This window comes from Roseomonas nitratireducens, assembly GCF_017813355.1.
Taxonomy (GTDB): domain Bacteria; phylum Pseudomonadota; class Alphaproteobacteria; order Acetobacterales; family Acetobacteraceae; genus Neoroseomonas; species Neoroseomonas nitratireducens.
In genome coordinates this window covers 105,077-130,100 of record NZ_JAGIYZ010000013.1, presented here as the reverse complement: position 1 = coordinate 130,100, position 25,024 = coordinate 105,077, and the positions used below count along the sequence as shown (strand labels likewise).

Below are 25,024 nucleotides of genomic sequence, written 5' to 3'. Positions count from 1 at the left end.
CCGTCCGAATCGATGACCATCCCGCCCCGCCGCCGCCGCGCCGCCATTCCCGACCTGCCCGGCCGGCGCGAACAGTCGATGCGCCGACTGCTCGACGCCGCCGAGACGATCCTGGCCGAGCAGGGCTACGAGAATGCCTCGGTCAGCGAGATCGCCTCGCGCGCCGGCGTCTCGCCCTCCCTCATCAACGCCTATTTCCTCGGCAAGGCGGGGCTCTGCTACGCCGTTGTCCAGCGCCACAATGCGCCCCAGTTCGACGCGTTCCGCGCCGCGGCCGAAAGCAATGGTACCGCCGCCGAGCGGCTCGGCCGCATGATCGCGACCATCGTCGCCATGGATCTCGAGAAGCCGCGCCTCTATGCCGCGCTGCAGGCGCTCTCCTGGGCCTGGCCGGTGGAGACGGAGCGGCAGAACCGCGCCGAGATCGCGCCCTTCCTCGACCTGGTTGCCCGCGTGGCGGCCGACGGCGCGGCGCGCGGCGAGTTCCGGCCCCTGCCGGCCGGGGAGGTCGGGGAGATCTTCCTCGCCGTCTACACCTTCGCCATCCGCGACGCGCTGTTCGCGGCCGAGGCGCCCGGGGCGGTGGCCCGGCGCATCCTCGACCGGATGCTGCTGCTGCTGGCCCCGCCGCCCGGTTGACAAGCGCGGCCGCGGGCCGCATCCCGCGCGCCCATACGCCGCCAGCAACCACACGGAACCGCGCCACCCATGGCAACAGCGTTCGTCTTCCCCGGCCAGGGCAGCCAGGCCGTCGGCATGGGCCGCGACCTAGCCGAGGCCTTCCCCGCCGCCCGCCACGTCTTCCAGGAGGTGGACGACGCGCTCTCCCAGAAGCTGTCCAGGCTGATGTGGGAAGGCCCGGCCGAGGAACTGACGCTCACCGCCAACACCCAGCCCGCGCTGATGGCCCATTCGCTCGCCGTGGTGCGCGCGCTGGAAGCCGAGGGCGGCTTCCGCCTGGCCGAGCGCGTCGCGCTGGTGGCCGGCCATTCGCTCGGCGAGTACAGCGCGCTGACCGCCGCGGGCGCCTTCGGCATCCCCACCGCCGCGCGCCTGCTGCGCCTGCGCGGGGAGGCGATGCAGAAGGCGACGCCGTCCGGCACCGGCGCGATGGCCGCGCTGCTCGGCGCCGAGCTCGACCTCGCGCGCGACATCTGCGCCAAGGCCGCGATCGACCCCGAGACCGGCAAGGCGGAAGTCGTCGAAGCCGCGAACGACAATGGCGGCGGGCAGGTCGTGATCTCCGGCGCAAAGGCGGCCGTCGAGCGCGCGATCGAGATCGCGAAGGAAGCGGGCGTGAAGCGCGCCATGCTGCTGCCCGTCTCCGCCCCCTTCCATTGCGCGCTGATGGCGCCGGCGGCGGATGCGATGGCAGAGGCGCTCGCCGGGGCCGAGCTGCGCGCGCCGCTCGTGCCCGTGGTCGCGAACGTGACGGCGGCGAAGGCGACGGCGCCCGACGAGATCCGCGACCTGCTGGTGAAGCAGGTGACCGGCACGGTGCGCTGGCGCGAATGCATCGCGGCCATGGCCGCCATGGGCTGCGACCGCTTCGTCGAACTCGGCGCCGGCAAGGTGCTGACCGGGCTGATGAAGCGCAACGCGCCGGAGGCCACCGCGCTGGCCATCGGCACGCCGGCCGATGTCGAGACGTTCCTGAAGGGCCTGTGAGCCTTTCGCCCGACCTGACCGACGCCCCCACCCCCGCCGAGACCGCGGCGGTGCTGGACAGCCTTGTCGCCTTCAACGCGGGGCAGGGCTTCGCGCGGGAACGGCGGCCGCTCGCCATCCTGCTGCGCGGCGCGGATGGCGCGGTGCAGGGCGGGCTGGTCGGCGTCACGTCATGGTCGTGGCTCTACGTCGACAACCTCGTGGTGCCAGAAGCGGCGCGCGGCCAGGGGCTGGGCGCGCGGCTGATGGCGATGGCCGAGGCCGAGGCCCGCGCGCGCGGCTGCATCGGCGCGCGGCTCGACACCTATTCCTTCCAGGCGCGCGGCTTCTACGAGCGCCTGGGCTATTCGGTGACCGGCGCGATCGAGGATTGCCCGCCCGGCGAAACGCGGTGGTCCATGGCCAAGCGCCTGGACCGCGCCTGACAGGAGAAACCCCCATGTTCGACCTCACCGGCAAGACCGCGCTCGTCACGGGTGCGACGGGCGGCATCGGCGAAGCCATCGCCGCCGCGCTGCACGCGCAGGGTGCGACCGTCGCCATCACCGGGCGGCGGGAAGCGGAACTCGCCCGCGTGGCCGAAGCGCTCGGCGGCGCGCGCGTCATCGTCGCCCCCGCCGACCTGTCCGACCCCGCGGCACCCGCCGCGCTGGTGGAGAAGATCGAGGCCGAGGCCGGCGGGCTCGACATCCTGGTCAACAACGCCGGCTTCACGCGCGACATGCTCGCACTCCGCATGGGCGACGCCGACTGGAACGCGGTGCTGGAAGTGGACCTGACCGCGCCCTTCCGCCTCGCGCGCGCGGCCCTGCGCGGGATGATGAAGAAGCGCCACGGGCGCATCGTCTCGATCGCGTCCATCGTGGGTGTGACCGGCAATGCGGGCCAGGCGAACTACGCCGCGGCCAAGGCCGGTCTGATCGGGATGTCGAAGTCGCTCGCGCAGGAAGTCGCGACGCGCGGCGTGACGGTGAACGTCGTCGCCCCGGGCTTCGTGAAGACGGCGATGACGGATGCGCTGAACGAGGCGCAGAAGACCGCACTGCTGACGCGCATCCCGACGCAGCGCATGGGCACGCCGGAGGACATCGCGGCGGCGGTGGTCTACCTCGCCTCGAACGAGGCGGCCTGGGTCACGGGGCAGACGCTGCACGTCAATGGCGGGATGGCGATGATCTGAGGAGAGGTTTTCCGACCTCAATCGCTGGCGCGGCCGTCCGGCCGCTTGGCTTGCGCGCCGTGCGCTGGCGCACCCGGCGCAGTTGGCGGGGTGGGGGCGTTCGCGCATTCGCGCTCCCGGATCGAGGCTGAGCCTCGATCCGCCTTGTTCATCAGTTGGTGCCGCACGTGGCGTCGATTCCGCTTGCATCGCCGCAACGGTTTCGCCTATCCGCCGCATCCTCGATGGAACTCCCTCCATCGGCTGAACGTGTGTCACCCATGCCGTCGAACGCGCCCCGCGCCGTCGCCTGCGAACCGACCGGGATGAATCCCGGTCGCGTCGCGGCCCCGCGCCCGGTCCGCTTGAACGGCCCTCGGCAAGCCAGACCCTTCGCCTGACACGCGCGGCGCCCGCGGGCGCCATTCCTTCCCCGACTGACCACATCACCCGGAGCATATCCGATGCGTCCCTCCGATCCGCTGGAGGCGCGTGCGCGCGACCTGGCCATCGCCGCCGGCCTCGATCCCGATTCCCGAATCCCGAACCCGGCCAGGCCGGGCAAGACCATGCCGGCCTGGACCGGCTTCCGCGACGCCGCGCGCGCCGCGCACCAGGTCGCCGAGCAGGCGCGCCTCGGCGCCGTGCTGGGCGACCAGCCCGCGGCGTATCGCGACGCACCGCTCGCCGTCTTCGGCGCGCATGAGGACGGCACGCTCGCGCAGATGCGCAACTGCATGCGCGTGGGCAACGTCGTCGCCGGCACGCTCTGCGCCGACGGCCATCTCGGCTACGCGCAGCCGGTCGGCGGCGTCATCGCCTATGAAGGCCAGGTGAGCATCAGCGGCGTCGGCTTCGACATCGCCTGCGGCAACATGGCCGCGCGGCTCGATGTGCCCTACGCCGCGGTGCGCGACCGCGCGGCGGAGATCCTGGGCGACATCCGCCGCGTGATCTCCTTCGGCGTCGGCCGCGCGAACGAGGAGCGCGTGGAGCACCCGCTGCTCGACGACGGCGAGGCGTGGCGCGCCTCCGGCATGGAGAACTATCGCCAGAAGGCCGCGGCGCAGCTCGGCACGGTCGGCTCGGGCAACCACTACGTGGACCTGTTCGAGGACGAGGCCGGCCTCGTCTGGATCGGCGTGCATTTCGGCAGCCGCGGCCTGGGGCACACCAGCGCCACGCGCTACCTGAAGGCCGCCGGCGGGCAGGACGGGATGCATGTCCCGCCCGCGGTGGTTGCCGAAGGCAGCGAGCTCGGCCAGCGCTACCTCGCCGCGATGGAACTCGCCGGTCGCTACGCCTATGCCGGCCGCGAATGGGTGGTGGAACGCGTGCGCGCCATCATCGGCGGCGCGGTGACGGAGTCCGTGCACAACCACCACAACTACGCGTGGAAGGAGAGGCATGGCGGGCGCGAGCTCTGGGTCGTGCGCAAGGGCGCGACGCCGGCCTTCCCCGGCCAGCGCGGCTTCGTCGGCGGGTCCATGGGCGACGACGCGGTGATCCTGGAAGGGGTGGAGAGCGAGGCCTCGCGCGCCTCGCTCTACTCCACCGTCCATGGCGCGGGCCGCGTCTTCGGGCGGCGGGAAGCGCTGCGCCGCTTCACGCGGGCCGAGATGGACGAATGGCTGCGCGGCCGCGGCGTGATGGTCTCGGGCGGGGACCTCGACGAAAGCCCGATGGCCTATCGCCGCCTGCCCGACGTGCTGGCGCGGCACGAAGGGACGGTGCGCATCCTCCATCGCCTCCGCCCCTTCGCGGTGGCGATGGCCGGGCCGGGGGAATTCGACCCGTTCAAGGACTGACCATCGGGCGGGCCGTCGCGGCGACGTGGCGGCCCGCCCCGATCCGGGTCTAGCCTTGCCGGCAACGACACCGGAGGAAACGTCCATGCGCCTGGTCCGCCGCGCCGCGTTGCTGCTCCCGCTGCTGCTCGCCGCGCCCGCCGGGGCGCAGACCGCCTTCCCCGGCCAGCGGGAGGGCACGTGGACCGCCCCCGGCTTCCGCTTCCACAGCGGGGAGACGGTGGATCTCCGCCAGGGCTACGTGACGCTGGGCGATCCCGCGAACCCCGCCGTGCTGATCCTGCACGGCACGGGCGGCACCGCGCGCGGCATGCTGGCGGCGAATTTCGGCGGGCAGCTGTTCGGCCCCGGCCAGCCGCTCGACGCGACGCGCCACTTCGTCGTCATCCCGGATTCGATCGGCACGGGCAATTCGTCCAAGCCCTCCGACGGGCTGCGCGCCGCCTTCCCGCGCTACACCTACGACGACATGGTCGCCGCGCAGCACCGGCTGGTGACCGAAGGGCTGGGCATCCGCCGGCTGCGCCTCGTGCTCGGCAACTCGATGGGCGGGATGATGGCCTGGACCTGGGCCACCAACTTCCCCGACATGATGGACGCGATCGTGCCCATGGCGTCGCAGCCCACCGCCATGTCCTCCCGCAACTGGATGATGCGCCGGCTGATGATCGAGACGGTGCGACAGGACCCCGCCTATATGGGCGGCAACTACACGACTCAGCCGCCGTCGCTGCGCATCGCCAACGTCATGTACGGCACGGGCACCAATGGCGGCACGCTGAACCTGCAGCGCCTGGCGCCGACGCGCGAGGCCGCCGACCGGCTGGTGGACCAGCGCCTTTCCGCGCCGCCGCCGCGCGACGCCAACGACTTCCTCTGGCAATGGGATGCGAGCCGCGACTACGACCCGGAACCGCGGCTCGATCGCATCCGCGCCCGCGTGCTCGCCATCAACTCCGCCGATGACGAGCGCAACCCGCCCGAGACCGGCCTGACGGAACGCGCCATCGCGCGCATCCCGAATGCGCGCCTGCTGCTGATCCCGGCCAGCGCCGAGACGCTCGGCCACGGCACCACCGGCAATGCGCGCTTCTGGCGGGACGACCTCGCGCGCTTCCTCGCGACGCTGCCCTGAAGCGTCATCCGATCGCACGGATCGCGTGCGACCGGATCGTGCCGCGGCGCGCGCTATTCGGCGCGGATGCCGAGCCGCTCGATCACCGGGCGGAAGGTCGCCCAGTCGCGCCGCAGCCGCGCCATGAAGGGTTCCGGCCCGAGCACCGTATCGACCGCCATGCCGATATTGGCGAACCGATCCTTCAGCTCGGGCCCGGCGCCGAAGCCGGCGCGGACCTCGTTGAACACCCGGTCGATGATCGGCTGCGGCGTGCCCGCCTGCATCATCACCGACGCCCAGGAATCGACGTGGTAGTCGGCAAGCCCGCCGCCCGCCGAGGCGATCGGCGGCACGCCGGCCACCAGCGGCGAGGGCTCCGCGGTCGTCACGCCGAGCGCGCGCAGCTGCCCCGCCGCCACCAGCCGCCCCGCCGCCGCCGGCGTGTCGAAGCCGAAATCCACCTGCCCGCCGAGCAGCGCGGCAAGCGCCGGCCCGCTGCCCTGGAAGGGCACGTGCAGCGCGTCGAGCCCCGCCTTCGCGAGGAACAGCGCGGTCACCAGGTGCTGCGCCCCCGCGACGCCCGAGGAATTGTGCGTGTAGTGGCCCGGCCGGGACTTCAGTAGGTCGATAAGGCCCTTGAGGTCGCGCACCGGCGAATCCGCCTTCACCAGCGCCATGAAGGGCGCGGCGCCGAACATCGCGACGGGGGCGAGTTCCCGTTCCACGTCATAGGGCGGGCGGCTGACCAGCGGCCCGAAGGTGATCGGTCCGAGCGAGCCCGACAGCAGCGTGTAGCCGTCCGGCGTGCCCTTCGCGACGATGTTGGTGCCGATCTGCCCGCCCGCGCCCGGCCGGTTGTCCGGCACCACGGGCTGGCCGAGCCGCTCCGACAGCATCTGCGCGACGAGCCGCCCGGCGACATCCGTCTGCTGGCCGGGCGGCCAGGGGATGACCATCCGCAGCGGACGGTTCGGCCAGGGCGCCTGCGCGGCGGCGGGGTGGGCGGCCAGGCCGGCGAGCGGCAGGGCTGCCAGCGTGCGGCGACGGATCATGCGACGTGCTCCCAGACACGGTTGTTGGCCCCGATCATGCCGTGCCCGCGCCGCCGCGTCACGCGCCCCGCTTGAGGCGCCGGCCGGCCGCCGCCATCCTCGCGCCATGCACAGGCCACCGCTCACCCTCGCCCGCTGGGGCTCCTTTCACGTCGGCGGGCGGGAGGTGCGCGTCGAGGGCCAGCCGCCGCGGGAGGTGCTGTTCACCCCCGGCAGCGCGCCGGCGCTGCTCGACCCGAACGGCACCTACCTCGTCGGCGGGATGTATGCGCAGGCGATGGAGCCCGCGCCGAAGCGCGGCGCCGCGCCGCTCATGCTCTGGCACGGCGGCGGGCTGACCGGCGCCTGCTGGGAAACCACGCCCGACGGGCGCGAGGGCTGGCAGCATTTCTTCCTCCGCCAGGGCTGGGAGGTCGTCGTCTCCGACGCCGTCGAACGCGGCCGGTCCGGCTGGATGCGCATCCCCGAGGAGACGTGCGGCGTGCCCGTGACCCTCACCCTGGAAAATCCCTGGGAGCGCTTCCGCATCGGCCCCGGCACGCCGCAGGACGGGCGCGTCTTCGAGGGCCAGCAATTCCCCGCCGACATGGCGTCCTGGTGCAACTTCATCCGCGGCTGCGTGCCGCGCTTCACGACGACGGACGACCTGACCCTCGAAGCCTATGGCGCGCTGCTCGATCGCGTCGGGCCCTCGGTGGTGGTGGCGCACAGCCAGGGCGGCTTCTTCGCCTGGCGCGCGGCGCAGGAATGGCCGGACCGGGTGCGCGCGCTGGTGCTGGTCGAACCGGCGAGCACGGGGCTTGCGGAGAAGGTCGCCGCGCTCGCCGGCATCCCGGTGCTGATGATCTACGGCGACTACATCGAGGGCGATGCGCGCTGGCCGGCGATCCGCGCGCGCGGCCTCGCCTTCGCCGATGCCGTGCGCGGCGCCGGCGGTCATGTCGATGCGGTGGACCTGCCGGCGCGGGGCATCCGCGGCAACAGCCACATGATCCAGATGGACCGAAATTCGGACGATGTGGCAACGCTCGTCCAGGACTGGCTGGTCGCGCGCGGCCTCTGGTCCTGAAGCGTCCCCGGCCTTTGGCGGGCAGGGTCCGAGAGGGGCGGCGCCCCTCCCGGATCACCGCGGCGCCGCGGCCCGCGCCAGCCGGTCGTTGATCGCCGCCCCCAGCCCCTCCATCGGCACCCGCATCACCGCGATGCGCGAAAGCCCCAGCCGCTGACCTTCCGCATCCAGCCAGCGCAGCCCCGCGAACAAGCGCGCCGCCGCCTCGCGCAGGTCACGCGCCTCGGACATCTGCCACGCCGCCCCCGCGCCCTGCAGCGGCGGGCCGAAGGCGAGCAGCGCCTCATCCGCCGCGACGCTTTGCGCATCGAGCCGCACGGGGAGCGACGGCGCGTAGTGCGACAGCATCATCCCCGGGCTGCGCAGCGACCGCGTGCGCTCCGCCGCCGCGATCGGGATCGGCCGCGCGACGGTGCCGATCAGCGCCTCGATCTCCTCCACCGGCACGCCGCCCGGCCGCAGCAGCGCGGCCCCGCCGGCGGCGAGGTCGAGCACGGTGCTCTCCACCCCCACGGCGCAGGGCCCGCCATCCAGCACCGCGGCGATGCGCCCGCCCAGCCCATCCAGCACGTGGTCGGCCGTCGTCGGGCTCACCTGGCCCGAACGGTTCGCCGAAGGCCCCGCGACCGGCACCTCCGCCGCGCGGATCAGCGCCAGGGCCAGCGGATGCGCCGGCACCCGCACCGCGAGCGTATCGAGCCCCGCGCCGGCCAGCAGGTCGATCCGGCACTCGGCGCGGCGCGGCAGCACCATGGTCAACGGCCCTGGCCAGAAGCGCGCGGCGAGCGCCCGGGCGCGCTCGTCCGGCAGGGCTTCGGCGAAGGCGGCCTCGGCCTCCGCGAAGTGGCAGATCAGCGGGTTGAAATGCGGGCGCCCCTTCGCCTCGAACACTGCGGCGACCGCGCGCCCGTTCCGCGCATCGGCGCCCAGGCCGTAGACCGTCTCGGTGGGGAAGGCGACGAGCTCGCCCGCGCGCAGCAATTCGGCCGCGCGCGCGACCTCCTCGGGGCGAAGGCGCAGCGTCATGCGCCCTCGCAGACGAAGCCGGGATTGGCCCAGCCGCGCTTGCCGTAGGCCAGCGCGCCGCCGCCTTCCAGCAGCCGGATGCGTCCGCCCGCCGCTTCCACCACCGCGTGCGGCGCGGCCGTGTCCCATTCCATGGTGCGGCCGAAGCGCGGATAGAGGTCCGCGCTGCCTTCCGCCACGCGGCAGAATTTCTCCGCCGAGCCGATGTTCACGATGCGCGCGACATGGCGGCCTTCCAGGAAGCGGCCCATGCGCGGGTCGTCCTGGTAGTGGTGGCTGCCCATCACGGTCAGCCCCTCCGCCGGCGGGCGGCGGGCGGCGATGGGGCGCACCGTCCCGTCGCGATCGCGCTTGAAGGCGCCGGCGCCGATGCGGCCCCAGAAGATTTCGCCGGTGGCGGGCAGGGCGACGGCGCCGAGCACCGGCCGCCCATCCGCCACCAGCCCGACATTGACCGCGAAATTGTCCCGCCCCGCGGCGAATTCCCGCGTGCCGTCCAGCGGATCGACCAGCCAGAAGCGGTGCCCGGGGTCGGTCGGCGCGGTGCCGGCCTCGATCTCCTCCTCCGCGATCACGGGGATATGGGGCGCGGCGTCGCGCAGCCCCTCGACGATCAGCGCCTCGGCGATGCGGTCGGCCTCGGTGACGGGGCTGTGGTCGGATTTGCGCTCCACCGCGAAGCCGGCGGCGCGCACCGCGCTGATCGCGGCGGCGGCCTCGGCGGCCAGCCGGCGGGCAAGGTCGAGCAGGGCATCATCGTCCATGGTCCGGGGTGTGGCCGCGCGGCGCGGCGCGGGCAAGCCCCGCCACCCTGGCCGGGCGCCGCCCCCGCCCCTAATGTCATCCATCGATCATCCGAATCCTCGCCCGCGGAGTCCCCATGCCCGACATCGCCTTCGTGAAGCCCGCCCTGCCGCGCGCCGGTGCCCTCGTGCTGCTGCTGGCCGAGGAGGCGCCGCTCTCGGGCCTGGCCGCGCAGGCGGACAAGGCCGCGGGCGGCGCCATCGCGCGCGGGCTCGAAGCCGCGAAGTTCAAGGGTCGCAAGGGCCAGGCGACGACGCTCTGGGCGCCGGGGGGCGGCGTGTCCAAGGTGCTCGCCATCGGCCTGGGCAAGGAGGCCGAGATCTCCGACGCCGGGCTCGAGGCGGTCGGCGGCACCATCGCGGGTTCCATGGCGATGGAAAGGGAAGCGAGCATCGCCGCCGATGGCCTCACCGCCGCGCAGGCCGCCTCGGTCGCCTTCGGCATCGCGCTGAAATCCTACCGTTTCGACCGCTACCGCACGACGGAGAAGGAGGAGGACAAGCCGAAGCTCGAGCGCGTGGCGATGGGCGTCGCCGAGACGGCCAAGGCCAAGGCCGCCTTCGCGCCGATGCAGGCGATCGCCGACGGCGTCTTCCTCACCCGCGACCTCGTCTCCGAACCCCCCAACGTGCTGACGCCGGTCGAATGCGCCGAGCGCTGCAAGGCGCTGACCAAGCTCGGCGTGGAGGTCGAGGTGCTGGGCCCGCGGGAGATGAAGCGCCTGGGCTTCGGCGCGCTGCTCGGCGTGGCGCAGGGCAGTGCCAACGAGCCGCGCATGGTGGTGATGAAGTGGATGGGCGCGCCCAAGGGCAAGAAGCCCGCCGGCCGGCCGCTCGCCTTCATCGGCAAGGGCGTCACCTTCGACACCGGCGGTATCTCCATCAAGCCCGCCGGCGGCATGGAGGACATGAAGTGGGACATGGCCGGCGCCGGCACCGTCATCGGGCTGATGGCGGCCCTTGCCGGGCGCAAGGCCAAGGCCGACGTCGTGGGGATCGTCGGGCTGGTCGAGAACATGCCCTCCGGCACCGCGCAGCGGCCCGGCGACGTGGTCAAGACCGCCTCCGGCCAGACGGTCGAGGTCATCAACACCGACGCGGAAGGCCGCCTCGTCCTCGCCGACGTCATCCACTACTGCATCGAGAAGTACGATCCGCGCTTCATGATCGACCTCGCGACGCTGACCGGCGCGATCATCATCGCGCTCGGCCACGAGCATGCCGGCCTGTTCGCCAATGACGACACGCTGGCGCAGCGCATCGAGGCCGCCGGCCGCGCGGTGGGCGAGGCCTGCTGGCGCATGCCGCTCGGCGATGCCTACGACAAGCAGATCAAGTCCGACATCGCGGACATGAAGAATGTCGGCGGCCGGCCGGGCGGGTCCATCACCGCGGCGCAGTTCATCCAGCGCTTCGTGCAGGGCAAGCCCTGGGCGCATCTGGACATCGCCGGCACGGCCTGGAGCGGCAAGGACACGCCGACCGTGCCGAAGGGGGCCACCGCCTATGGCGTGCGCATGCTCGACCGCCTGGTCGCCGAGCACTACGAGGGCTAGCGCGGCGTGATCGCCCTCCGCTTCCGTCGCGGCGCGCCGGGGGCGGGGCGGCCCGTCATCCTGCCCCTGGCGCAGGACCAGGCGCCGCCGGCCGCTCTGGCCGATGCGGTGCGCGCGGCGCGCTTCGACGCGGCGGAAGGTGCCACGCTCGATCTCGCCGGCCCGCCGCGCCGCATCCTCGCCGGCCTCGGCGCCACCGCCACGCCGCTCGCGCTCGAGTCCGCGGGCGCCGCGGCGATCCGCGCGGTGGGGGAGATGGCGGAGGTCACCCTCGACGCGCGCGCCTTCCCCGCGGCCGGGGCGGCCTCGCTCGCCGCCGGCCTCGCTCTGGGCGCATGGCGCTTCGACGCGCTGCGCACGCGCGACCTGCCGGCCGCGCCCCGCCGGGCCACGGTGCATGTGCAGGATGTGGCGGCGGCCGAAGCGGCCTTCGCGCGCATCGCCCCCGGCATCGCCGGTTGCCTTCTTGCCCGTGACCTCGTGGCCGAGCCCGCCAACCACCTGACGACGCGCCGCTTCGCCGAACGCCTCGCCGCCATGGCGAAGGCGGAGGGGCTGGGCGTCGAGGTGCATGGCCGGGGCTGGCTGCAGCGGCACGGCTTCGGCGCGTTGCTCGCGGTGGGCGGCGGCGCGGCCGATCCGCCGCGCCTCGTCGTGCTGCGCTGGCCCGGCACGCTGCCGCTGCCGCCCGTCGCCTTCGTCGGCAAGGGCATCGTCTTCGACACCGGCGGCATCTCCATCAAGGGTGCCGACGGGATGGAGGCGATGCGCGCCGACATGGCGGGCGCGGCCGCCTGCGCGGGGGCCATGCTGGCGCTCGCGCGCCGGCGGTCCCCCGCGCCCGCGGTCGCGGTGCTGGCGATTGCCGAGAACGCGACCGGCGCGGGTTCCTACCGCCCCGGCGACGTGATCCGCACCGCGTCGGGACGCACGGTGGAGGTGATCGACACCGATGCCGAGGGCCGGCTCGTGCTGGCGGACGCGCTGCACCACGCCATCGCCGCCTTCGCGCCGCGCGCGGTGGTGGACCTCGCCACGCTGACCGGCGCGATCGTCACCGCGCTCGGCCACCATCGTGCCGGGATGTTCGGCCGCGACGCGGCGCTGCTGGCCTCCGTCGCGGCGGCGGGGGAGGCGGTGGGCGAACGGTTATGGCCCATGCCGATCGGCGACAGGCTGGCCGAGGATCTGCGGTCGGACATCGCCGACCTGAAGCAATGCGCCCCGGCGGGCTCGGGCGCGATGGGCGGGCGGATGATCCCCGACGCGGCGCATGCGGCCTGGTTCCTCTCCCGCTTCACCGGCGACCTGCCCTGGGCGCATCTGGACATCGCCGGGGTGGAGACGGCGGATGAGCCGCATGCGGCGGGCCCCGCCGGCCCGACCGGCTTCGGAGCCAGGCTGCTCGACCGGCTTGTTGCGCTAAGGTTCGAGGAGGAACCGTGAGGGAACCGCCATGCGTCCGATGATCGCCTCCCTGCTTGGCCTCCTGCTGCTGCCCGCGGCGGCCGGCGCGCAGGCGCTGCTGCCCTGCCAGCGCGTCGATGGATCGAACGCGCCGGGCGTCATGCCCGCCACCGCCTATGAAGTGCTGGCCCAGGGCGGGACGGTGCAGCGCGTCGTGCTGACGCTGCAGAACGGCAACCGCTCGACGACGGATTTCGCGCCCACCGCGCCCGGCGTCTCGGTGCGGCTGATCAGCTTCCCCGAGCCGAACGACCCAGGCCAGGCGCGGCTCGTCTTCAACCGCGCGACGGTCGAGCAGGGCGGCACGCTGTTCTTCGAGACCTGGTTCCGCGCGCCGCGCGACGCCGTGCCGGCCTACAACTGGTACCGCCTGAACTGCCAGGCCGCCGGCCTGCCCACCAAGTAGCGCCATGGCCGAGATCGGCTTCTACCACCTGACGCGCACGCGGCTGGACCTCGCCTTGGCGAAGCTGCTCGGCCGCGTCGTGGCCGGCGCCGGCCGCGCCTTCGTGCTGTGCGGGGAGGAGGAGCGCGCCAAGGCGCTCGACGCCGCGCTCTGGACCGTGCCCGACCCCGACTGGCTGCCGCACGGCATGGCGGGGGGGGAGGCCGACGCGATGCAGCCCATCCTGATCGGCACGGCGGACATCGCGCCGGCCAACGGCGCGCGCTTCCTCTTCCTGGTCGATGGGGCGGAAAGCGCGCGGCTGGCCGAATACGACCGCGTGCTCGACCTGTTCGACGGGGCGGAGGAGAGCGCGGTCGCCGCCGCGCGGGCGCGGTGGAAGGCGGCGAAGGCGGCGGGGCACGCGCTGACTTACTGGCAGCAGGGGGCGGGGGGCTGGGAGAAGAAGGGCTGAAGCGTGGCCTCACGGGTCCGACAAAAGTGTATCAAAAATATTCCGTTGCAGTAACAGAAATGATATCGTAACGACTGCGCGACCCGCCCGGCCTGCCATGCCTGACGGGCCAGGCAGGAGATCGCGCGGTGCCCCCCATCATCCTCAATGACACCGACAACAGGCGGGACGGCGGCTCGGCCGGCGACACCATCCTCGGCCGGGGCGGCGACGACACGCTCCGCGGCCAGTCGGGCGACGACAGCCTGCTCGGCGGCGACGACGAGGACAGGCTCGAAGGCGGCTCCCAGGACGACACGCTGCTCGGCCAGGATGGCGAGGATCGGCTGATCGGCGACAGCGGCGACGACCTGCTCGATGGCGGCGCGGACGATGACAGCCTCGAAGGCGGCAGCAACGACGACACGCTGCTCGGCCAGGATGGCGAGGATCGGCTGATCGGCGACAGCGGCGACGACCTGCTCGACGGCGACGCGGACGATGACAGCCTCGAAGGCGGCAGCAACGACGACACGCTCCTTGGCGGTGCCGGCGACGACGTGCTCGATGGCGGGGAGGGCATCAACCTCCTCGACGGCGGCGACGACGACGACCGGCTGGTCGGCGGCAACAACGCCGAATCGCTGCTCGGCGGCCGCGGCGACGACACCATCTTCAGCGATGGCGGGTCCGACTACATCGTCCCCGGCGCCGGCGACGACGTGGTGAAGGACCTCGAGAACCACGGCACCGTCTACATCGACGGCAGCGGCGGCGGGGACGACACCGTCTTCATCGACGACGAGATCAAGCCCTGGTGGACCACCAGCGGCAGCGGCACGGTGTTCGCCGGCGGCGCGCAGCGCCCCTATGACGACGTCATCCAGGGCGGCGGCTACGACATCCGCTTCCACAACTTCAACGGCACCGTCCAGTTCCGGAACGGCAGCCTCCAGGTCACCTGCTTCGCCGCCGGCACCATGATCCTGACCGCGGCGGGCGAACGGCCGGTCGAGACGCTGCGCGCCGGCGACCTCGTCGTGACGCTCATGGGCGGGGCCGGCCTCGCGCCCGTGCGCTGGCTGGGCCGTCGCGGCGTAGACCTGCGGACCCATCCGCGCGGCGCCGCCGTCGCGCCCATCCTGGTGCTGCCCGGCGCGCTCGGCGCCGGCGTGCCGCACCGGCCGCTGCGCGTGTCCCCCGAGCATGCGCTGCTGGTCGATGGCGTGCTGGTGCCCGCCGGGCTGCTGGTGGATGGCCGGACCATCCTGCGCACCCCGCCGCGCGGCCGCGTCACCTACTTCCATGTCGAGCTGGAACGCCACGACGTCCTGCTCGCCGAAGGCGCGCCGGCCGAATCCTACCTGGAGATGGGCAACCGCCAGAATTTCGAGAATGGCGGGCTGATCGTCGCCCTCCATGCCGATTTCGCGCCGGCGGAAGGCTGCTTCCGCGAAGGCTGCGCGCCGCGCATCGGCGAGGGCCCGGCGCTTGACCGCCTGCGCGCGGGCCTTGCCGCGCGCCGCGCCATGGCCGCGCCGGCCAGGGTCAGCCCTGCAGCCTGATCCCGGTGATCTCGACCATGCGGCGCCAGCGCTCCACCTCCTCCCGCTGGAAGGCGGCGAAGGGGGCGGCGGGCATCGGCGCCGCGACGAAGCCCTGGCCGGTCAGCCTTTCCTGCATGGCCGGCCGGGCGAGGATCGCGACCAGCGCGTCCGACAGCCGCGCGACGATCGCCCCCGGCGTGCGCGCCGGGGCCCACATCCCGAACCAGGCATCGACCGCGAGGTCCTGCGCGCCGGCCTCGGCGAAGGTCGGCACGTCCGGCGTCTCGGCCAGGCGGGCCGGCGCGCCGATGCCCAGCGCGCGCAGCCGCCCGTCCCGCACGAGTGCCACCACCTGCGGCCAGGTGGAGACGAAGAAGTCGACCGTGCCCGCGACCGTGTCCGTCGTCGCCTGGGCGCCGCCGCGATAGGGGACATGCGTCGCGTCCATCCCTTCGCGCCGCACGAAGGTCTCGGCGATCACGTGGCTCGCGGACCCGGCGCCGGAGGAAGCGTAGGTGACGCGCCCGCCGTTCTTCCCCTTGGCGGCGAGCTCGGCCAGCGTCCGCGGCCCGTTCGCCGGCACGACCAGCGCGTGGTGCACGGCGGCGAGCCGCGCGATCGGCGCGAAATCCGCCACCGGGTCGAAGGGCAGGGAAGGGAGCATCGCCGCGTTGGCGGCATGGGTCTGGTTGTTGCCGAGCGAGAGGGTGTAGCCATCCGCCGCCGCCTGCGCGACCGCGTGGGTGCCGACCACGGCGGCGCCGCCCGCGCGGTTGTCCACCACGAAGGCGCTGCCCGCGATGTCCTCCTGCAGCGCCGCGGCCAGGGTGCGGGCGAGCACGTCGGTGGACCCGCCCGGCGGATAGGCGACGACGATGCGCACCGGGCGCGTCGGCCAGGCCTGGGCCCGCGCGGCGAAGGGCAGGGCGAGGGCAGGGGCGGCGATCAGGCTGCGGCGGCGGATCATTGCGGTCTCCTCCTCCGGCGCGTCCCGGGCGCCGGTGTCGCGATCCTGTTGGCCGATCCCGCGCGCCGGGTCCAGACGGTCGCGAATCGTCACCAAGCTTTCGTTGCATTCGGCCGCGCGCGGGGCTTACCGTCCTGTAAGGGCGAACTCGCGAGCTAACGACGAGGGGAGTGGCGTGATGGGCAGCAATGACCCGATTCGGCTGACCGCTCGGACCGAAGGCGTCGCGGCGCGCAAGGCCAGCGCGCCGTCGGAGCCGCCGACCGGACGCGCGCTGTGGCCGACCTTCATGCGGCGGACGCTCGCCGAGGAAGAACTGCCCGCCCCCGCCCCGCGCGAGGTCTGCGCCGCCAAGTAGCGGCGGTCAGGCGGCTTCCAGCCGGGCCGAAAGGTCGAGCCATTCCTCCTCGAGCTGCTCCACGCGGTGCGCGATCGCCGCGCGGCGCGTGTTCGCCCAGGTGATGTCCTCGGGCTTGAAGCGGGCATAGGTGTCGGGGTCGGACAGGCGCTTCTCGATCAGCGCGTCCTCCCGCGCCAGCTTCTCGAGCGCCGCCTCGATCTCCTTCAGCCGGGCGCGCAGCGGGGCGTTGGCGCTGCGCGCATCGGCGCGTTCGCGGCGCGCGCCCGCGCGGGCCCCGCCGGATTCGGCCCGCGCGCCGCCGCGGGCGCGTTCGGCGAGCAGCCCGCGATAGTCGTCGAGGTCGCCGTCGAAGGGCGTCACGGTGCCGTCCGCCACCAGCCAGAGCCGGTCGGCGACGAGTTCCACCAGGTGCGGGTCGTGGGTGATGAGCAGCACCGCGCCGCCGAATTCGGCGAGCGCCTTCACCAGCGCTTCCCGCGCATCGATGTCGAGATGGTTGGTGGGTTCGTCGAGGATCAGCAGATGCGGCGCGTCGCGCGTGGTCAGCGCGAGCAGCAGCCGCGCCTTCTCGCCCCCCGACAGCGCGCCGATGCGCGTCTCCGCCCGGTCGGCGTCGAGGCCGAAGCGGGCGAGCTGCGCGCGGCACTGCGTCTCGGTCGCCTTGGGGAGTGCCGCCTGCACATGGGTCAGCGGCGTGCCGGTAAGGTCGAGTTCCTCCGCCTGGTGCTGGGCGAAATAGCCGACGCGCAGGCCGCGGGTGCGGAAGGCGGTGCCGCCTTCGGGCTTGAGCCGCCCGGCGAACAGCTTCGCCAGCGTCGACTTGCCGTTGCCGTTGGCGCCGAGCAGCGCGATCCGGTCGTCCTGGTCCAGGCGCAGGTTCAGATCGCGCAGGATGGGCGGCCCGCCATAGCCGGCCGCGCAGCCGGTCAGCGACAGGATCGGCGGGGCGAGTTCCTCCGGCGCGGGGAAGGCGAAGCGGACCGGCGCGTCCTCCACCAGCGCTTCGACCGGCGGCAGGCGTTCCAGCGCCTTGAGCCGGGACTGCGCCTGGCGCGCCTTGGTCGCCTTGGCGCGGAAGCGGTCGACGAAGGCCTGGATGCGGGCGCGTTCCGCCGCGACCTTCGTGTTCTGGGCCACCTGCTGCGCCTGGCGCTCGGCGCGGATGCGCACGAAGTCGGCGAAGCTGCCGGGATAAAGCGTGATGTCGCCGCGATCGAGATGCGCGATGGCGTCGACGCAGCGTTCCAGCAGCCCGCGATCGTGGCTGACGATGATGGCCGCGCCGCCGAAGCGCTGCAGCCAGCCCTCGAGCCACATCGTCGCCTCGAGGTCGAGGTGGTTGGTCGGTTCGTCGAGCAGCAGCAGGTCGGGTTCGAGGAACAGCGCGCGGGCGAGGGCCACGCGCATCCGCCAGCCGCCGGAGAATTCGCGCGAGGGCCGCGCCTGCGCCGCGGCGTCGAAGCCAAGGCCCGAGAGGATGGCGCCCGCGCGCGCCGGCGCGCTGTCGGCGCGGATGGCGATCAGCCGGTCGTGGATCTCGCCGATGCGCGCGGGGTCGGTCGCGGCCTCGGCCTCGGCGAGAAGGGCGGCGCGCTCGGTATCGGCGGCGAGCACGATCTCCAGCAGGCTTTCCTCCCCCCCCGGGGCTTCCTGCGCCACATGGCCCATGCGCGCGCGTTGGGCGAGGCGGATGTCGCCCCCGTCCGGCTGCAATTCCCCGGTGATGGCGCGCAGCAGGGTGGACTTGCCCGCGCCGTTCCGCCCGACCAGGCCGACCTTGCGGCCGGTGTCGATCTGCAGGTCGGCGCCGTCGAGCAGCGTCCGGCCGGCGATGCGGATGGTCAGGTCGCGGATGGTAAGGACGGTCATGGAACGCCGCTTCTAGCCGTCCCGGCCGCCCGTGTCAGGCGCCGCGCGGGGGTTGCGCGCGCGCCCCATCCCGCCTATCCGGCCGGCCGATCCAGCACGGACCCGAGGACAAAGCCCCATGGCCATCGAACGCACCTTCTCCATCATCAAGCCGGACGCGACGCGGCGGAACCTGACGGGCGCCATCAACGCCATCTTCGAGAAGAACGGCCTGCGCATCGTCGCGCAGAAGCGCATCTGGATGTCCCGCGCGCACGCCAAGAAGTTCTATGAAGTGCATGCCGCCCGCCCCTTCTACAACGACCTGGTGGACTTCATGGTCTCCGGCCCCGTCGTGGTGCAGGTGCTCGAAGGCGAGGACGCGGTGGCCAAGAACCGCGAGCTGATGGGCGCGACCAACCCCGCCAACGCGGCCGAGGGCACCATCCGCAAGCTGTTCGCCGAGAGCATCGAGGCGAATTCCGTGCACGGGTCCGACAGCCCGGAGAACGCGGCGATCGAGATCGCCTACTTCTTCGCCGGCACCGAACTGGTCGGCTGAACCGCCGTACGGCGCAAACGCGCCGTTAATCGCCGCCATGCCTTAGTGCCCGCCCACACCTGGAGCGGGCAATGGACGGCATGGCGGCACAGGCGAACCCCGACGAGGCGGTTCCGCCCGACCTCGGGGCGGACCTTGCCGCGGCACTTGCCGCCGGCGGCCGCGGCCTGCGGCTCGACCTCCAGCCGATCTGCGCCGCCGCCAGCCTCGCCCCCGTCGGCTACGAGGCGCTGCTGCGCTGGGACCACCCGGTGCGCGGGGCCATCCCGCCGCGGGAGATCCTGGCCATCGCGGCATCCGTCGGGCGCGGCATCGCGCTCGATGCCTGGGTCATGGTCGGCGCCTTCCGCCTGCGCGCCACCTGGCCCGAGGGCGGGCCCTACCTGTCCGTGAACATCTCGGCCGGCGGGCTGCTCAAGGGCCATGCCGGGCCGATGGTGCGCGCCGCGCTCGCCGCCACGGGGGCCGACCCGCGCGGCATCGTGCTCGAACTGCCGGAAGCGGCGGTGGTCGCCGACCTTGCCGGCGCGGCGGCGCTGGCGGCCGAGCTGCGCGGCCTGGGCATGGTGGTCTCGCTCGACGATTTCGGCGGCGCGGCGGGCTCGGCCCGGGCGCTGCGCGACATTCCCTTTGCCGTGGTCAAGCTGGATGCCGCGCTGACCTCGGGCCTCGAGGATGAGGGCACGGACCGCGCGCGCACCGCGATCGCCTCGGTCGTGGAGATGGCCCATGCGCTCGGCGCCACCACGGTGGCGGAAGCGGTGGAGACGGCCGGCCAGATGCGCGTCCTGCGCGATGCCGGCTGCGACGCGCTGCAGGGCTGGCTGCTCGGCCGCCCCGGCCCGCTCGCCGCCTGAACCCGGCGGGGCTTCAGCCCCAGAGCAGGTAGATCAGCACCAGGACGACGATGGTCGCGCCCGTCCCGATCGTGACGAAGCGCGTGAAGCCGTCCCACAGCGCCTGGCGCTCGGCCATGATGTCCGCGGCCTTCACTTCGACGAATTCGTAGGATTGCTGTTCGGCCACGATGAATCCCCAACCGGTCTCGATATTGCCCTCAGCGTTTAGGAACAGCGGCGCCAGAGGGCAAGGGGTTCACGAGCGCGCCGGCCGCCGGCGCGACGCCATCGACCAGCGCGCGCCCGTCCTCGACCCGCACCCGGCCCGCCGCGAGCCAGCCCAGCGCGGCCGGATAGATCCGGTGTTCCTGCTCCAGCACCCGCGCGGCGAGGCTCGCCGCGTCGTCGCCCGGCAGCACCGGCACGGCGGCCTGGGCGAGGATCGGCCCCTCATCCACCCCGGCCGTCACCAGGTGCACCGTGCAGCCATGCAGGCGGACCCCGGCGGCCAGCGCCCTTTCATGGGTGTCGAGCCCCGGGAAGGCCGGCAGCAGGGACGGGTGGACGTTGATCATCCGCCCTTCCCAGCGCGCGACGAAGCCTTCCGTCAGCACCCGCATGAAGCCGGCCAGCGCGATGATCCGCGCGTCGTGGCGGGCGATCTCGGCCTCCATCGCCGCCTCGAACCCCGCCCGGTCGCCGCGGAAGGCGCGGCTTTCGACCACCGCCGTCGGCACGCCCCGCGCCGCGGCGTGGGCAAGCCCCGCCGCATCCGCGCGGTTCGACAGCACGAGCGCAATCTTGGCCGGATAGGCCGGGTCGGCCGCGGCGGCGAGCAGCGCGGCCATGTTGGAGCCGCGCCCGGAGATCAGCACCGCGACGCGGGCGCGCCGCCCGGTCATGCGCGCGGCCAGCCATCCGGCAGGTTGTCGATCCGCACCTCGGCCGGCCCGTCGGAGGCCTCGATCGCGCCGATGCGGTAGACCGTCTCGCCTGCCGCCGACAGCATCGCCGCCGCTTCCTCCCGGCGGTCGCCCGGCACGGCCAGCACCATGCCCAGGCCGCAGTTGAAGACGCGCAGCATCTCCTCCGCCGCGATGTTCCCGGCCTCGGCCAGGAAGGCGAAGACCGGGGGCACCGGCCAGCCGCGCGCGTCGATCGCCGCCGTCATGCCCTTCGGCAGCACGCGCGGCACGTTGCCCGGCAAGCCGCCGCCGGTGATGTGCGCGGCCGCCTTCAGCTGCCCCGCCCGGTGCAGCGCCAGCAGCGGCTTCACGTAGATGCGCGTCGGCGCCAGCAGCGCGGTGCCGAGGGACAGGCCGGGCGCGAAGGGCGCGTCGTCGGCCAGCGACATCCCCCGCGCCTCCAGCACCCGGCGCACCAGGGAGAAGCCGTTGGAATGCACGCCGGAACTGGCCAGCCCCAGCAGCGCGTCGCCCGGCGCGACGCCGGCCGGCAGCAGGCGCCCGCGTTCCGCCGCCCCCACCGCGAAGCCGGCCAGGTCGTAGTCGCCCTTCGCGTACATCCCCGGCATCTCGGCCGTCTCGCCGCCCACCAGGGCGCAGCCCGCGAGGCGGCACCCCTCGGCGATGCCCGCGATCACGTCCCGCGCCGCGGCGGGGTCGAGCGCGCCGGTGGCGAAGTAGTCGAGGAAGAAGAGCGGCTCCGCCCCCTGCACCACCAGGTCGTTCACGCACATGGCAACGAGGTCGATGCCGACCCCGTCATGCCGCCCGGCATCGATCGCGACCCGCAGCTTGGTGCCGACGCCGTCGGTGGAGGAGACGAGCACCGGGTCGGTGAAGCCCGCCGCCTTGAGGTCGAACAGGGCGCCGAAGCCGCCGAGGCCCCCCATGGTGCCCGGCCGGTCGGTGGCGCGGGCGAGCGGCTTGATCGCATCGACCAGCGCGTCGCCGGCCTCGATATCAACTCCCGCGGCGCGGTAGGTGAGGGGGGAAGACGGGGAACTGGTCAGGGCGGCCTCCGATCGGCTAATGGCTGGCGCGGGCGCGCCATCTGCGGCTGTGCCGAGGCGCCGGCCATCACGGCCGGCATGAAGGGGTTGGGGAACGCGATGCCGGCCAGGTCCCGCACCGCGCGGGCGCGCGACAGGAACCATAGGGCGGGCCGCTTCGCAACCGCCCTGCTGCTCATGCTCGTCGCGCCGCTTGCCGCGCCCCGGGCGCAGGACACGCCCGCCGCGCCCGCGACGATCAATTTCACCCAGCGCGGCGTGCCCGCCGAGGCGACGGCCGAGAACGGCGTGATCGCCCGCGAAAGGGCGCTGGCCAACGGCCGCCGCGCGGCGTGGGAGCGACTCGCGGCCTCCGCCGGCATCTCCCGGCAGCTGTCCGACGCGCAGATCGAGCAGATGACCGCCTCGATCATCATCGAGGAGGAGCGGACGGCGCCCACGCGCTACACCGGCCGCATCACCGTGAACTTCAACCCGGGCCGCGTGCGCGCCCTGGCCGGCACCTCGATCGCCGGCGAAGGCGGCGGGACGGGCGGCGGGACCGGCGGCGGCACCGCCCCCGGGGATGCGGGCCGCCCGCCCGGCCCCGTGCCGGTCGCGGCGACGGTGGAGGCGGTGGCGCTCTACGACTCGCTGCAGGACTGGCTCGAACTGCGCCGGCGGCTGAAGGCCGGCGCGGCGCGGTTCGAGGTCGTCGCGATCTCGACCGACCGGGCGCGGCTGCGGCTGTCCCTGCGGGCCGCGCCGGGCGTGGCGGCCGAGGAATTCGCCCGCCAGGGCGTCAGCATGACCCCGGGATCGGGGGCGCCGGGCGATGCCTGGCGGGTGGGTCTTGCCGGACGCTCCTGACCGCGTCCGCAGGCCGGCGGCGCCAGCCTCGGCGGATGTCGAGGCGGGGCTCTTCACCGTGCCGAACCTCATCACGCTCGCACGGCTCTGCGCCGTGCCGGCGGCGGTGTGGCTGATGCTGCAGCACCGGCTCGACCTCGCCTTCCTCGTCTTCGTCGCGGCCGGGGTGTCGGACGCGGTCGATGGCTGGCTGGCGCGGGTGTGGAACGCGCGCTCGGCGCTCGGCGCGCTGCTCGACCCGGTGGCCGACAAGGCGCTGCTCGTCTCGGTCTACGTCACGCTGGCCGCAATCGGGGTGCTGCCGGACTGGCTCGCCATCCTGGTCGTGTTCCGCGACCTGCTGATCGTGGGCGGCGTCATCTTCCTCTGGGTGCTCGGCGTGCCGGCGCGCATCCGGCCGATCCTGGTCTCCAAGGCCAATACGGCGGCGCAGATCGCGCTCGCGGCGCTGGCGCTGCTGCTCAAGGGCTTCGGGCTCGCGGCGCCGGGGCTGCTCGCCTTCATGATCGGGCTCGTCGCCTTCACCACGCTCGCCTCGGGCGCGGCCTACGTGCTGCAGGCGGCGCGGCTGACCGGGGACCACCCGCCGTGAGCGACGCGCCGCGCCCCCCCGCGAAGCCCGGCGGCCCGCCCGCGGTGCCGCCGGCGCGCTTCCCGCCGCCGTCCGCACCGCGCACCGCCACGCGCGCGCAGCGCTCGGCGCTGGTGCTGGGGCTGGCCGGCGCGCTGCTCTTCTCGCTGTGGCTGTTCCAGGGGATCCTGACCCCCTTCGTGCTCGCCGCGGTCATCGCCTATTTCCTCGACCCGCTGGCGACGCGGCTCGCGCGCATCGGCATCCGTCGCGGGCTGGGCGCCTTCCTGCTGATCTTCGTGCTGATGACGGTCGGGCTGCTCGCCGTCCTGCTGTTCTATCCGCTGATCCTCGCCCAGCTCGGCATCCTGGTGCAGCGGCTGCCCACCTACATCGCCGGCGTCGGCGCCGTGCTGCGCGACGGGCTGATCCGGCTCGAGGAAGCGCTGGGGCCGGAGATGGTGGACCAGCGGCTGCGGGAACTCGCCATCACCCAGGCGGGCTCGATGCTCGCCTGGCTGGGCACGGCGGCGACGCGGCTGATCGGCGGCGGCTTCGCGCTGTTCCAGGTCTTCACGCTGCTGGTCGTCGTGCCGGTGGTCGCCTTCTACCTGCTGCGCGACTGGGCGGCGATGCTCGCGCGCATCGAATCCTGGCTGCCGCGGCGCAACGCGTCGGTGCTGCGGCAACTGGCGCGCGACACCGACCGGGTGCTCTCGGCCTGGCTGCGCGGGCAGCTGCTGTGCTGCGCGGCGCTTGGCGTGTTCTACGCCATCGCGCTGCAGCTGGCGGGGCTTGAACTGGGCCTGACGGTCGGGCTGATGGCCGGCGTGCTGACCTTCATCCCCTATGTCGGCTCCCTGACCGGCTTCGCGGTGGCGGTGCTGCTGGCGATCGGCCAGTTCGGCAGCTGGAACGAGGTGCTGGTGATCGTCGGCATCTTCGTCGTCGGCCAGACGATCGAAGGCTACGTGATCTACCCCTACCTGCTGGGCGACCGGGTGGAACTGCACGCGGTCTGGGTCATCTTCGCGCTGTTCGCCGGTGGTGTCGCCTTCGGCTTCCTCGGCGTGCTGCTCGCCGTGCCGATGGCCGCCGCCCTCGGCGTCGTCGCGCGCTACTGGCTGCGCCGCTACCTCGAAAGCCCGTTGTATCTCGACCCGCCCCGGACGGGCACGTGACGGGGGCGCGCCAGTTCCCGCTGCCGCTGCCGCTGTCGCTGTCCTCGAACCGGGCGGACCTGCTCGAGGATGCCTCGAATGCCGAGGCGCTGGCGCTGGCCGACCGGCCGGACAGCTGGCCGCTCGGGCGGCTGGCGATCTTCGGCCCGGCCTCCGTCGGCAAGTCCCATCTCGGCCGGGCGGTGGTCGCCGCGCGCGGCTGGCGGCTGCTCATCGGCCCCGCGCTGCGCGGCCTGCCGGACCCCGCGCCCGGCGGGACGGTGCTCGACGACGCGGATGCGGTGCCGGAGGAGACGGCGCTGCTGCACTTGGTCAACCTGTGCGCCGAGCGCGGCGAGCGGCTGCTGCTGCTGGCCCGGGAGGCGCCGGCGCGCTGGCCCGTGGCGCTGCCCGACCTCGCGAGCCGGCTGCGCGCCACGCTCGCCGTGGGCATCGGCACGCCGGGGGAGGACCTGCTCGCCGCGCTGCTCGCCAAGCATTTCGCCGACCGGCAGCTGCGCGTGGCCGCCGAGGTGCAGGCCTGGCTGCTCGCGCGCCTGGCGCGGGACGCGGCGAGCATCGCCGAGGCCGCCGCGCGGCTCGATCGCGCCGCGCTCGTCGCGCGCGGGCCGGTCACGCGCGCGCTCGCCCGCGCCGCCCTGGCGGGGTGGGAGGGCTTCGGGGAAGCGCCGGATGGTGATGCTTCCGAGACAAATGGACCCGCGCCCTCGCCCGCGGCGCCCCCCCTGCTGTAGCCTGCGCCATGACCTTGGACCGCCGC

27 protein-coding genes are annotated in these 25,024 nt (G+C 73.7%); 19 read left to right on the top strand and 8 right to left on the bottom strand.

The window, feature by feature from the left end:
- Positions 1-12: 12 nt before the first annotated feature.
- The 6 genes from J5Y09_RS14635 to J5Y09_RS14615 all read left to right on the top strand — a co-directional run bounded on the left by J5Y09_RS14635 (position 13) and on the right by J5Y09_RS14615 (position 5,770).
- The gene (locus J5Y09_RS14635) at positions 13-639 is read left to right on the top strand and encodes a TetR/AcrR family transcriptional regulator (RefSeq protein WP_209352541.1); all 627 of its coding nucleotides are present in this window, start codon (positions 13-15) and stop codon (positions 637-639) included.
- Between the two features lie 69 nt (positions 640-708).
- Positions 709-1,668 (top strand): ACP S-malonyltransferase, encoded by a 960-nt coding sequence (gene fabD, locus J5Y09_RS24380; protein ID WP_245217130.1) that lies wholly within the window; start codon positions 709-711, stop codon positions 1,666-1,668.
- Positions 1,665-2,093: a GNAT family N-acetyltransferase gene (locus J5Y09_RS14630; protein WP_342451486.1), complete on the top strand. Its 429-nt coding sequence runs from the start codon at positions 1,665-1,667 to the stop codon at positions 2,091-2,093. Before fabD ends, J5Y09_RS14630 begins: the two co-directional genes overlap by 4 nt.
- A 14-nt stretch (positions 2,094-2,107) precedes the next feature.
- Positions 2,108-2,848, top strand: a complete 741-nt coding sequence (gene fabG / locus J5Y09_RS14625) for a 3-oxoacyl-[acyl-carrier-protein] reductase (RefSeq protein ID WP_209352539.1) — start codon at positions 2,108-2,110, stop codon at positions 2,846-2,848.
- Positions 2,849-3,291: 443 nt separating this feature from the next.
- Positions 3,292-4,635 carry an RtcB family protein gene (locus J5Y09_RS14620; protein WP_209352538.1) on the top strand — a complete coding sequence of 448 codons (1,344 nt, stop codon included), beginning with the start codon at positions 3,292-3,294 and terminating at the stop codon, positions 4,633-4,635.
- Positions 4,636-4,720: 85 nt separating this feature from the next.
- Positions 4,721-5,770, top strand: a complete 1,050-nt coding sequence (locus J5Y09_RS14615; protein WP_209352537.1) for an alpha/beta fold hydrolase — start codon at positions 4,721-4,723, stop codon at positions 5,768-5,770.
- Positions 5,771-5,823: 53 nt separating this feature from the next.
- On the opposite strand, the gene J5Y09_RS14610 is transcribed toward J5Y09_RS14615, so the two are convergent.
- A complete protein-coding gene (locus tag J5Y09_RS14610) occupies positions 5,824-6,804 on the bottom strand; it encodes a Bug family tripartite tricarboxylate transporter substrate binding protein (protein ID WP_209352536.1) in 981 nt (326 codons plus the stop codon).
- 106 nt (positions 6,805-6,910) lie between these two features.
- Here J5Y09_RS14610 and J5Y09_RS14605 point away from each other — a divergent pair, with 106 nt between their 5' ends.
- Positions 6,911-7,873 carry an alpha/beta hydrolase gene (locus J5Y09_RS14605; RefSeq protein ID WP_209352535.1) on the top strand — a complete coding sequence of 321 codons (963 nt, stop codon included), beginning with the start codon at positions 6,911-6,913 and terminating at the stop codon, positions 7,871-7,873.
- A 54-nt stretch (positions 7,874-7,927) separates the two neighbouring features.
- Here J5Y09_RS14605 and J5Y09_RS14600 read toward each other — a convergent pair whose 3' ends face one another.
- The gene (locus J5Y09_RS14600; protein WP_209352534.1) at positions 7,928-8,899 is read right to left on the bottom strand and encodes an L-threonylcarbamoyladenylate synthase; all 972 of its coding nucleotides are present in this window, start codon (positions 8,897-8,899) and stop codon (positions 7,928-7,930) included.
- Positions 8,896-9,663 carry a 3'(2'),5'-bisphosphate nucleotidase CysQ gene (gene cysQ, locus J5Y09_RS14595; protein ID WP_209352533.1) on the bottom strand — a complete coding sequence of 256 codons (768 nt, stop codon included), beginning with the start codon at positions 9,661-9,663 and terminating at the stop codon, positions 8,896-8,898. The genes J5Y09_RS14600 and cysQ overlap by 4 nt, the downstream gene beginning before the upstream one ends.
- A 116-nt stretch (positions 9,664-9,779) precedes the next feature.
- Between cysQ and J5Y09_RS14590 the strand changes: the two genes are divergently transcribed.
- The 5 genes from J5Y09_RS14590 (at position 9,780) to J5Y09_RS14570 (ending at position 15,129) form a co-directional block, all read left to right on the top strand.
- Positions 9,780-11,258: a leucyl aminopeptidase gene (locus J5Y09_RS14590; RefSeq protein WP_209352532.1), complete on the top strand. Its 1,479-nt coding sequence runs from the start codon at positions 9,780-9,782 to the stop codon at positions 11,256-11,258.
- A gap of 6 nt (positions 11,259-11,264) precedes the next feature.
- On the top strand, positions 11,265-12,704 hold the full coding sequence (locus J5Y09_RS14585) for a leucyl aminopeptidase family protein (protein ID WP_209352531.1): 1,440 nt from the start codon (positions 11,265-11,267) through the stop codon (positions 12,702-12,704).
- Positions 12,705-12,714: 10 nt separating this feature from the next.
- A complete protein-coding gene (locus J5Y09_RS14580; protein ID WP_209352530.1) occupies positions 12,715-13,131 on the top strand; it encodes a hypothetical protein in 417 nt (138 codons plus the stop codon).
- A 4-nt stretch (positions 13,132-13,135) separates the two neighbouring features.
- Positions 13,136-13,585, top strand: a complete 450-nt coding sequence (locus tag J5Y09_RS14575) for a DNA polymerase III subunit chi (RefSeq protein ID WP_209352529.1) — start codon at positions 13,136-13,138, stop codon at positions 13,583-13,585.
- 128 nt (positions 13,586-13,713) lie between these two features.
- Complete coding sequence (locus tag J5Y09_RS14570) at positions 13,714-15,129, top strand: Hint domain-containing protein (protein WP_209352528.1); 1,416 nt, start codon at positions 13,714-13,716, stop codon at positions 15,127-15,129.
- Here the strand turns inward: J5Y09_RS14570 and J5Y09_RS14565 are convergent.
- Complete coding sequence (locus tag J5Y09_RS14565) at positions 15,113-16,078, bottom strand: Bug family tripartite tricarboxylate transporter substrate binding protein (RefSeq protein WP_209352527.1); 966 nt, start codon at positions 16,076-16,078, stop codon at positions 15,113-15,115. The genes J5Y09_RS14570 and J5Y09_RS14565 overlap by 17 nt on opposite strands.
- A 178-nt stretch (positions 16,079-16,256) precedes the next feature.
- Between J5Y09_RS14565 and J5Y09_RS14560 the strand changes: the two genes are divergently transcribed.
- Positions 16,257-16,436 carry a hypothetical protein gene (locus tag J5Y09_RS14560; protein ID WP_209352526.1) on the top strand — a complete coding sequence of 60 codons (180 nt, stop codon included), beginning with the start codon at positions 16,257-16,259 and terminating at the stop codon, positions 16,434-16,436.
- Positions 16,437-16,442: 6 nt separating this feature from the next.
- Here the strand turns inward: J5Y09_RS14560 and J5Y09_RS14555 are convergent, their stop codons facing one another.
- Positions 16,443-18,308: an ABC-F family ATP-binding cassette domain-containing protein gene (locus J5Y09_RS14555; RefSeq protein WP_209352525.1), complete on the bottom strand. Its 1,866-nt coding sequence runs from the start codon at positions 18,306-18,308 to the stop codon at positions 16,443-16,445.
- 118 nt (positions 18,309-18,426) lie between these two features.
- Between J5Y09_RS14555 and ndk the strand changes: the two genes are divergently transcribed.
- Together ndk and J5Y09_RS14545 are read left to right on the top strand one after the other, a co-directional pair.
- Positions 18,427-18,849: a nucleoside-diphosphate kinase gene (ndk, locus tag J5Y09_RS14550; RefSeq protein ID WP_209352524.1), complete on the top strand. Its 423-nt coding sequence runs from the start codon at positions 18,427-18,429 to the stop codon at positions 18,847-18,849.
- Positions 18,850-18,920: 71 nt separating this feature from the next.
- A complete protein-coding gene (locus J5Y09_RS14545; RefSeq protein WP_209352523.1) occupies positions 18,921-19,706 on the top strand; it encodes an EAL domain-containing protein in 786 nt (261 codons plus the stop codon).
- 13 nt (positions 19,707-19,719) lie between these two features.
- Here J5Y09_RS14545 and J5Y09_RS14540 read toward each other — a convergent pair whose 3' ends face one another.
- From J5Y09_RS14540 to purM, 3 genes are read right to left on the bottom strand one after another with little or no spacing between them, the layout of a single operon-like run.
- Positions 19,720-19,875, bottom strand: coding sequence for an aa3-type cytochrome c oxidase subunit IV (locus J5Y09_RS14540; protein WP_209352522.1), 156 nt, complete (start codon positions 19,873-19,875; stop codon positions 19,720-19,722).
- 31 nt (positions 19,876-19,906) lie between these two features.
- Positions 19,907-20,590, bottom strand: a complete 684-nt coding sequence (gene purN, locus J5Y09_RS14535; RefSeq protein ID WP_209352521.1) for a phosphoribosylglycinamide formyltransferase — start codon at positions 20,588-20,590, stop codon at positions 19,907-19,909.
- Complete coding sequence (purM, locus tag J5Y09_RS14530) at positions 20,587-21,663, bottom strand: phosphoribosylformylglycinamidine cyclo-ligase (protein ID WP_245217140.1); 1,077 nt, start codon at positions 21,661-21,663, stop codon at positions 20,587-20,589. The genes purN and purM overlap by 4 nt, the downstream gene beginning before the upstream one ends.
- 99 nt (positions 21,664-21,762) lie before the next feature.
- On the opposite strand from purM, the gene J5Y09_RS14525 reads away from it, so the two are divergent.
- The 4 genes from J5Y09_RS14525 to J5Y09_RS14510 are packed head-to-tail and all read left to right on the top strand — an operon-like array spanning position 21,763 to position 24,998.
- Complete coding sequence (locus J5Y09_RS14525; protein ID WP_209352519.1) at positions 21,763-22,512, top strand: hypothetical protein; 750 nt, start codon at positions 21,763-21,765, stop codon at positions 22,510-22,512.
- A complete protein-coding gene (locus J5Y09_RS14520; protein WP_245217129.1) occupies positions 22,496-23,104 on the top strand; it encodes a CDP-alcohol phosphatidyltransferase family protein in 609 nt (202 codons plus the stop codon). The genes J5Y09_RS14525 and J5Y09_RS14520 overlap by 17 nt, the downstream gene beginning before the upstream one ends.
- Entirely contained in the window at positions 23,101-24,264 is a 1,164-nt protein-coding gene (locus tag J5Y09_RS14515; protein WP_342451485.1) for an AI-2E family transporter, read from the top strand. Before J5Y09_RS14520 ends, J5Y09_RS14515 begins: the two co-directional genes overlap by 4 nt.
- Complete coding sequence (locus tag J5Y09_RS14510; RefSeq protein WP_209352517.1) at positions 24,261-24,998, top strand: HdaA/DnaA family protein; 738 nt, start codon at positions 24,261-24,263, stop codon at positions 24,996-24,998. The genes J5Y09_RS14515 and J5Y09_RS14510 overlap by 4 nt, the downstream gene beginning before the upstream one ends.
- Positions 24,999-25,024: the final 26 nt, after the last annotated feature.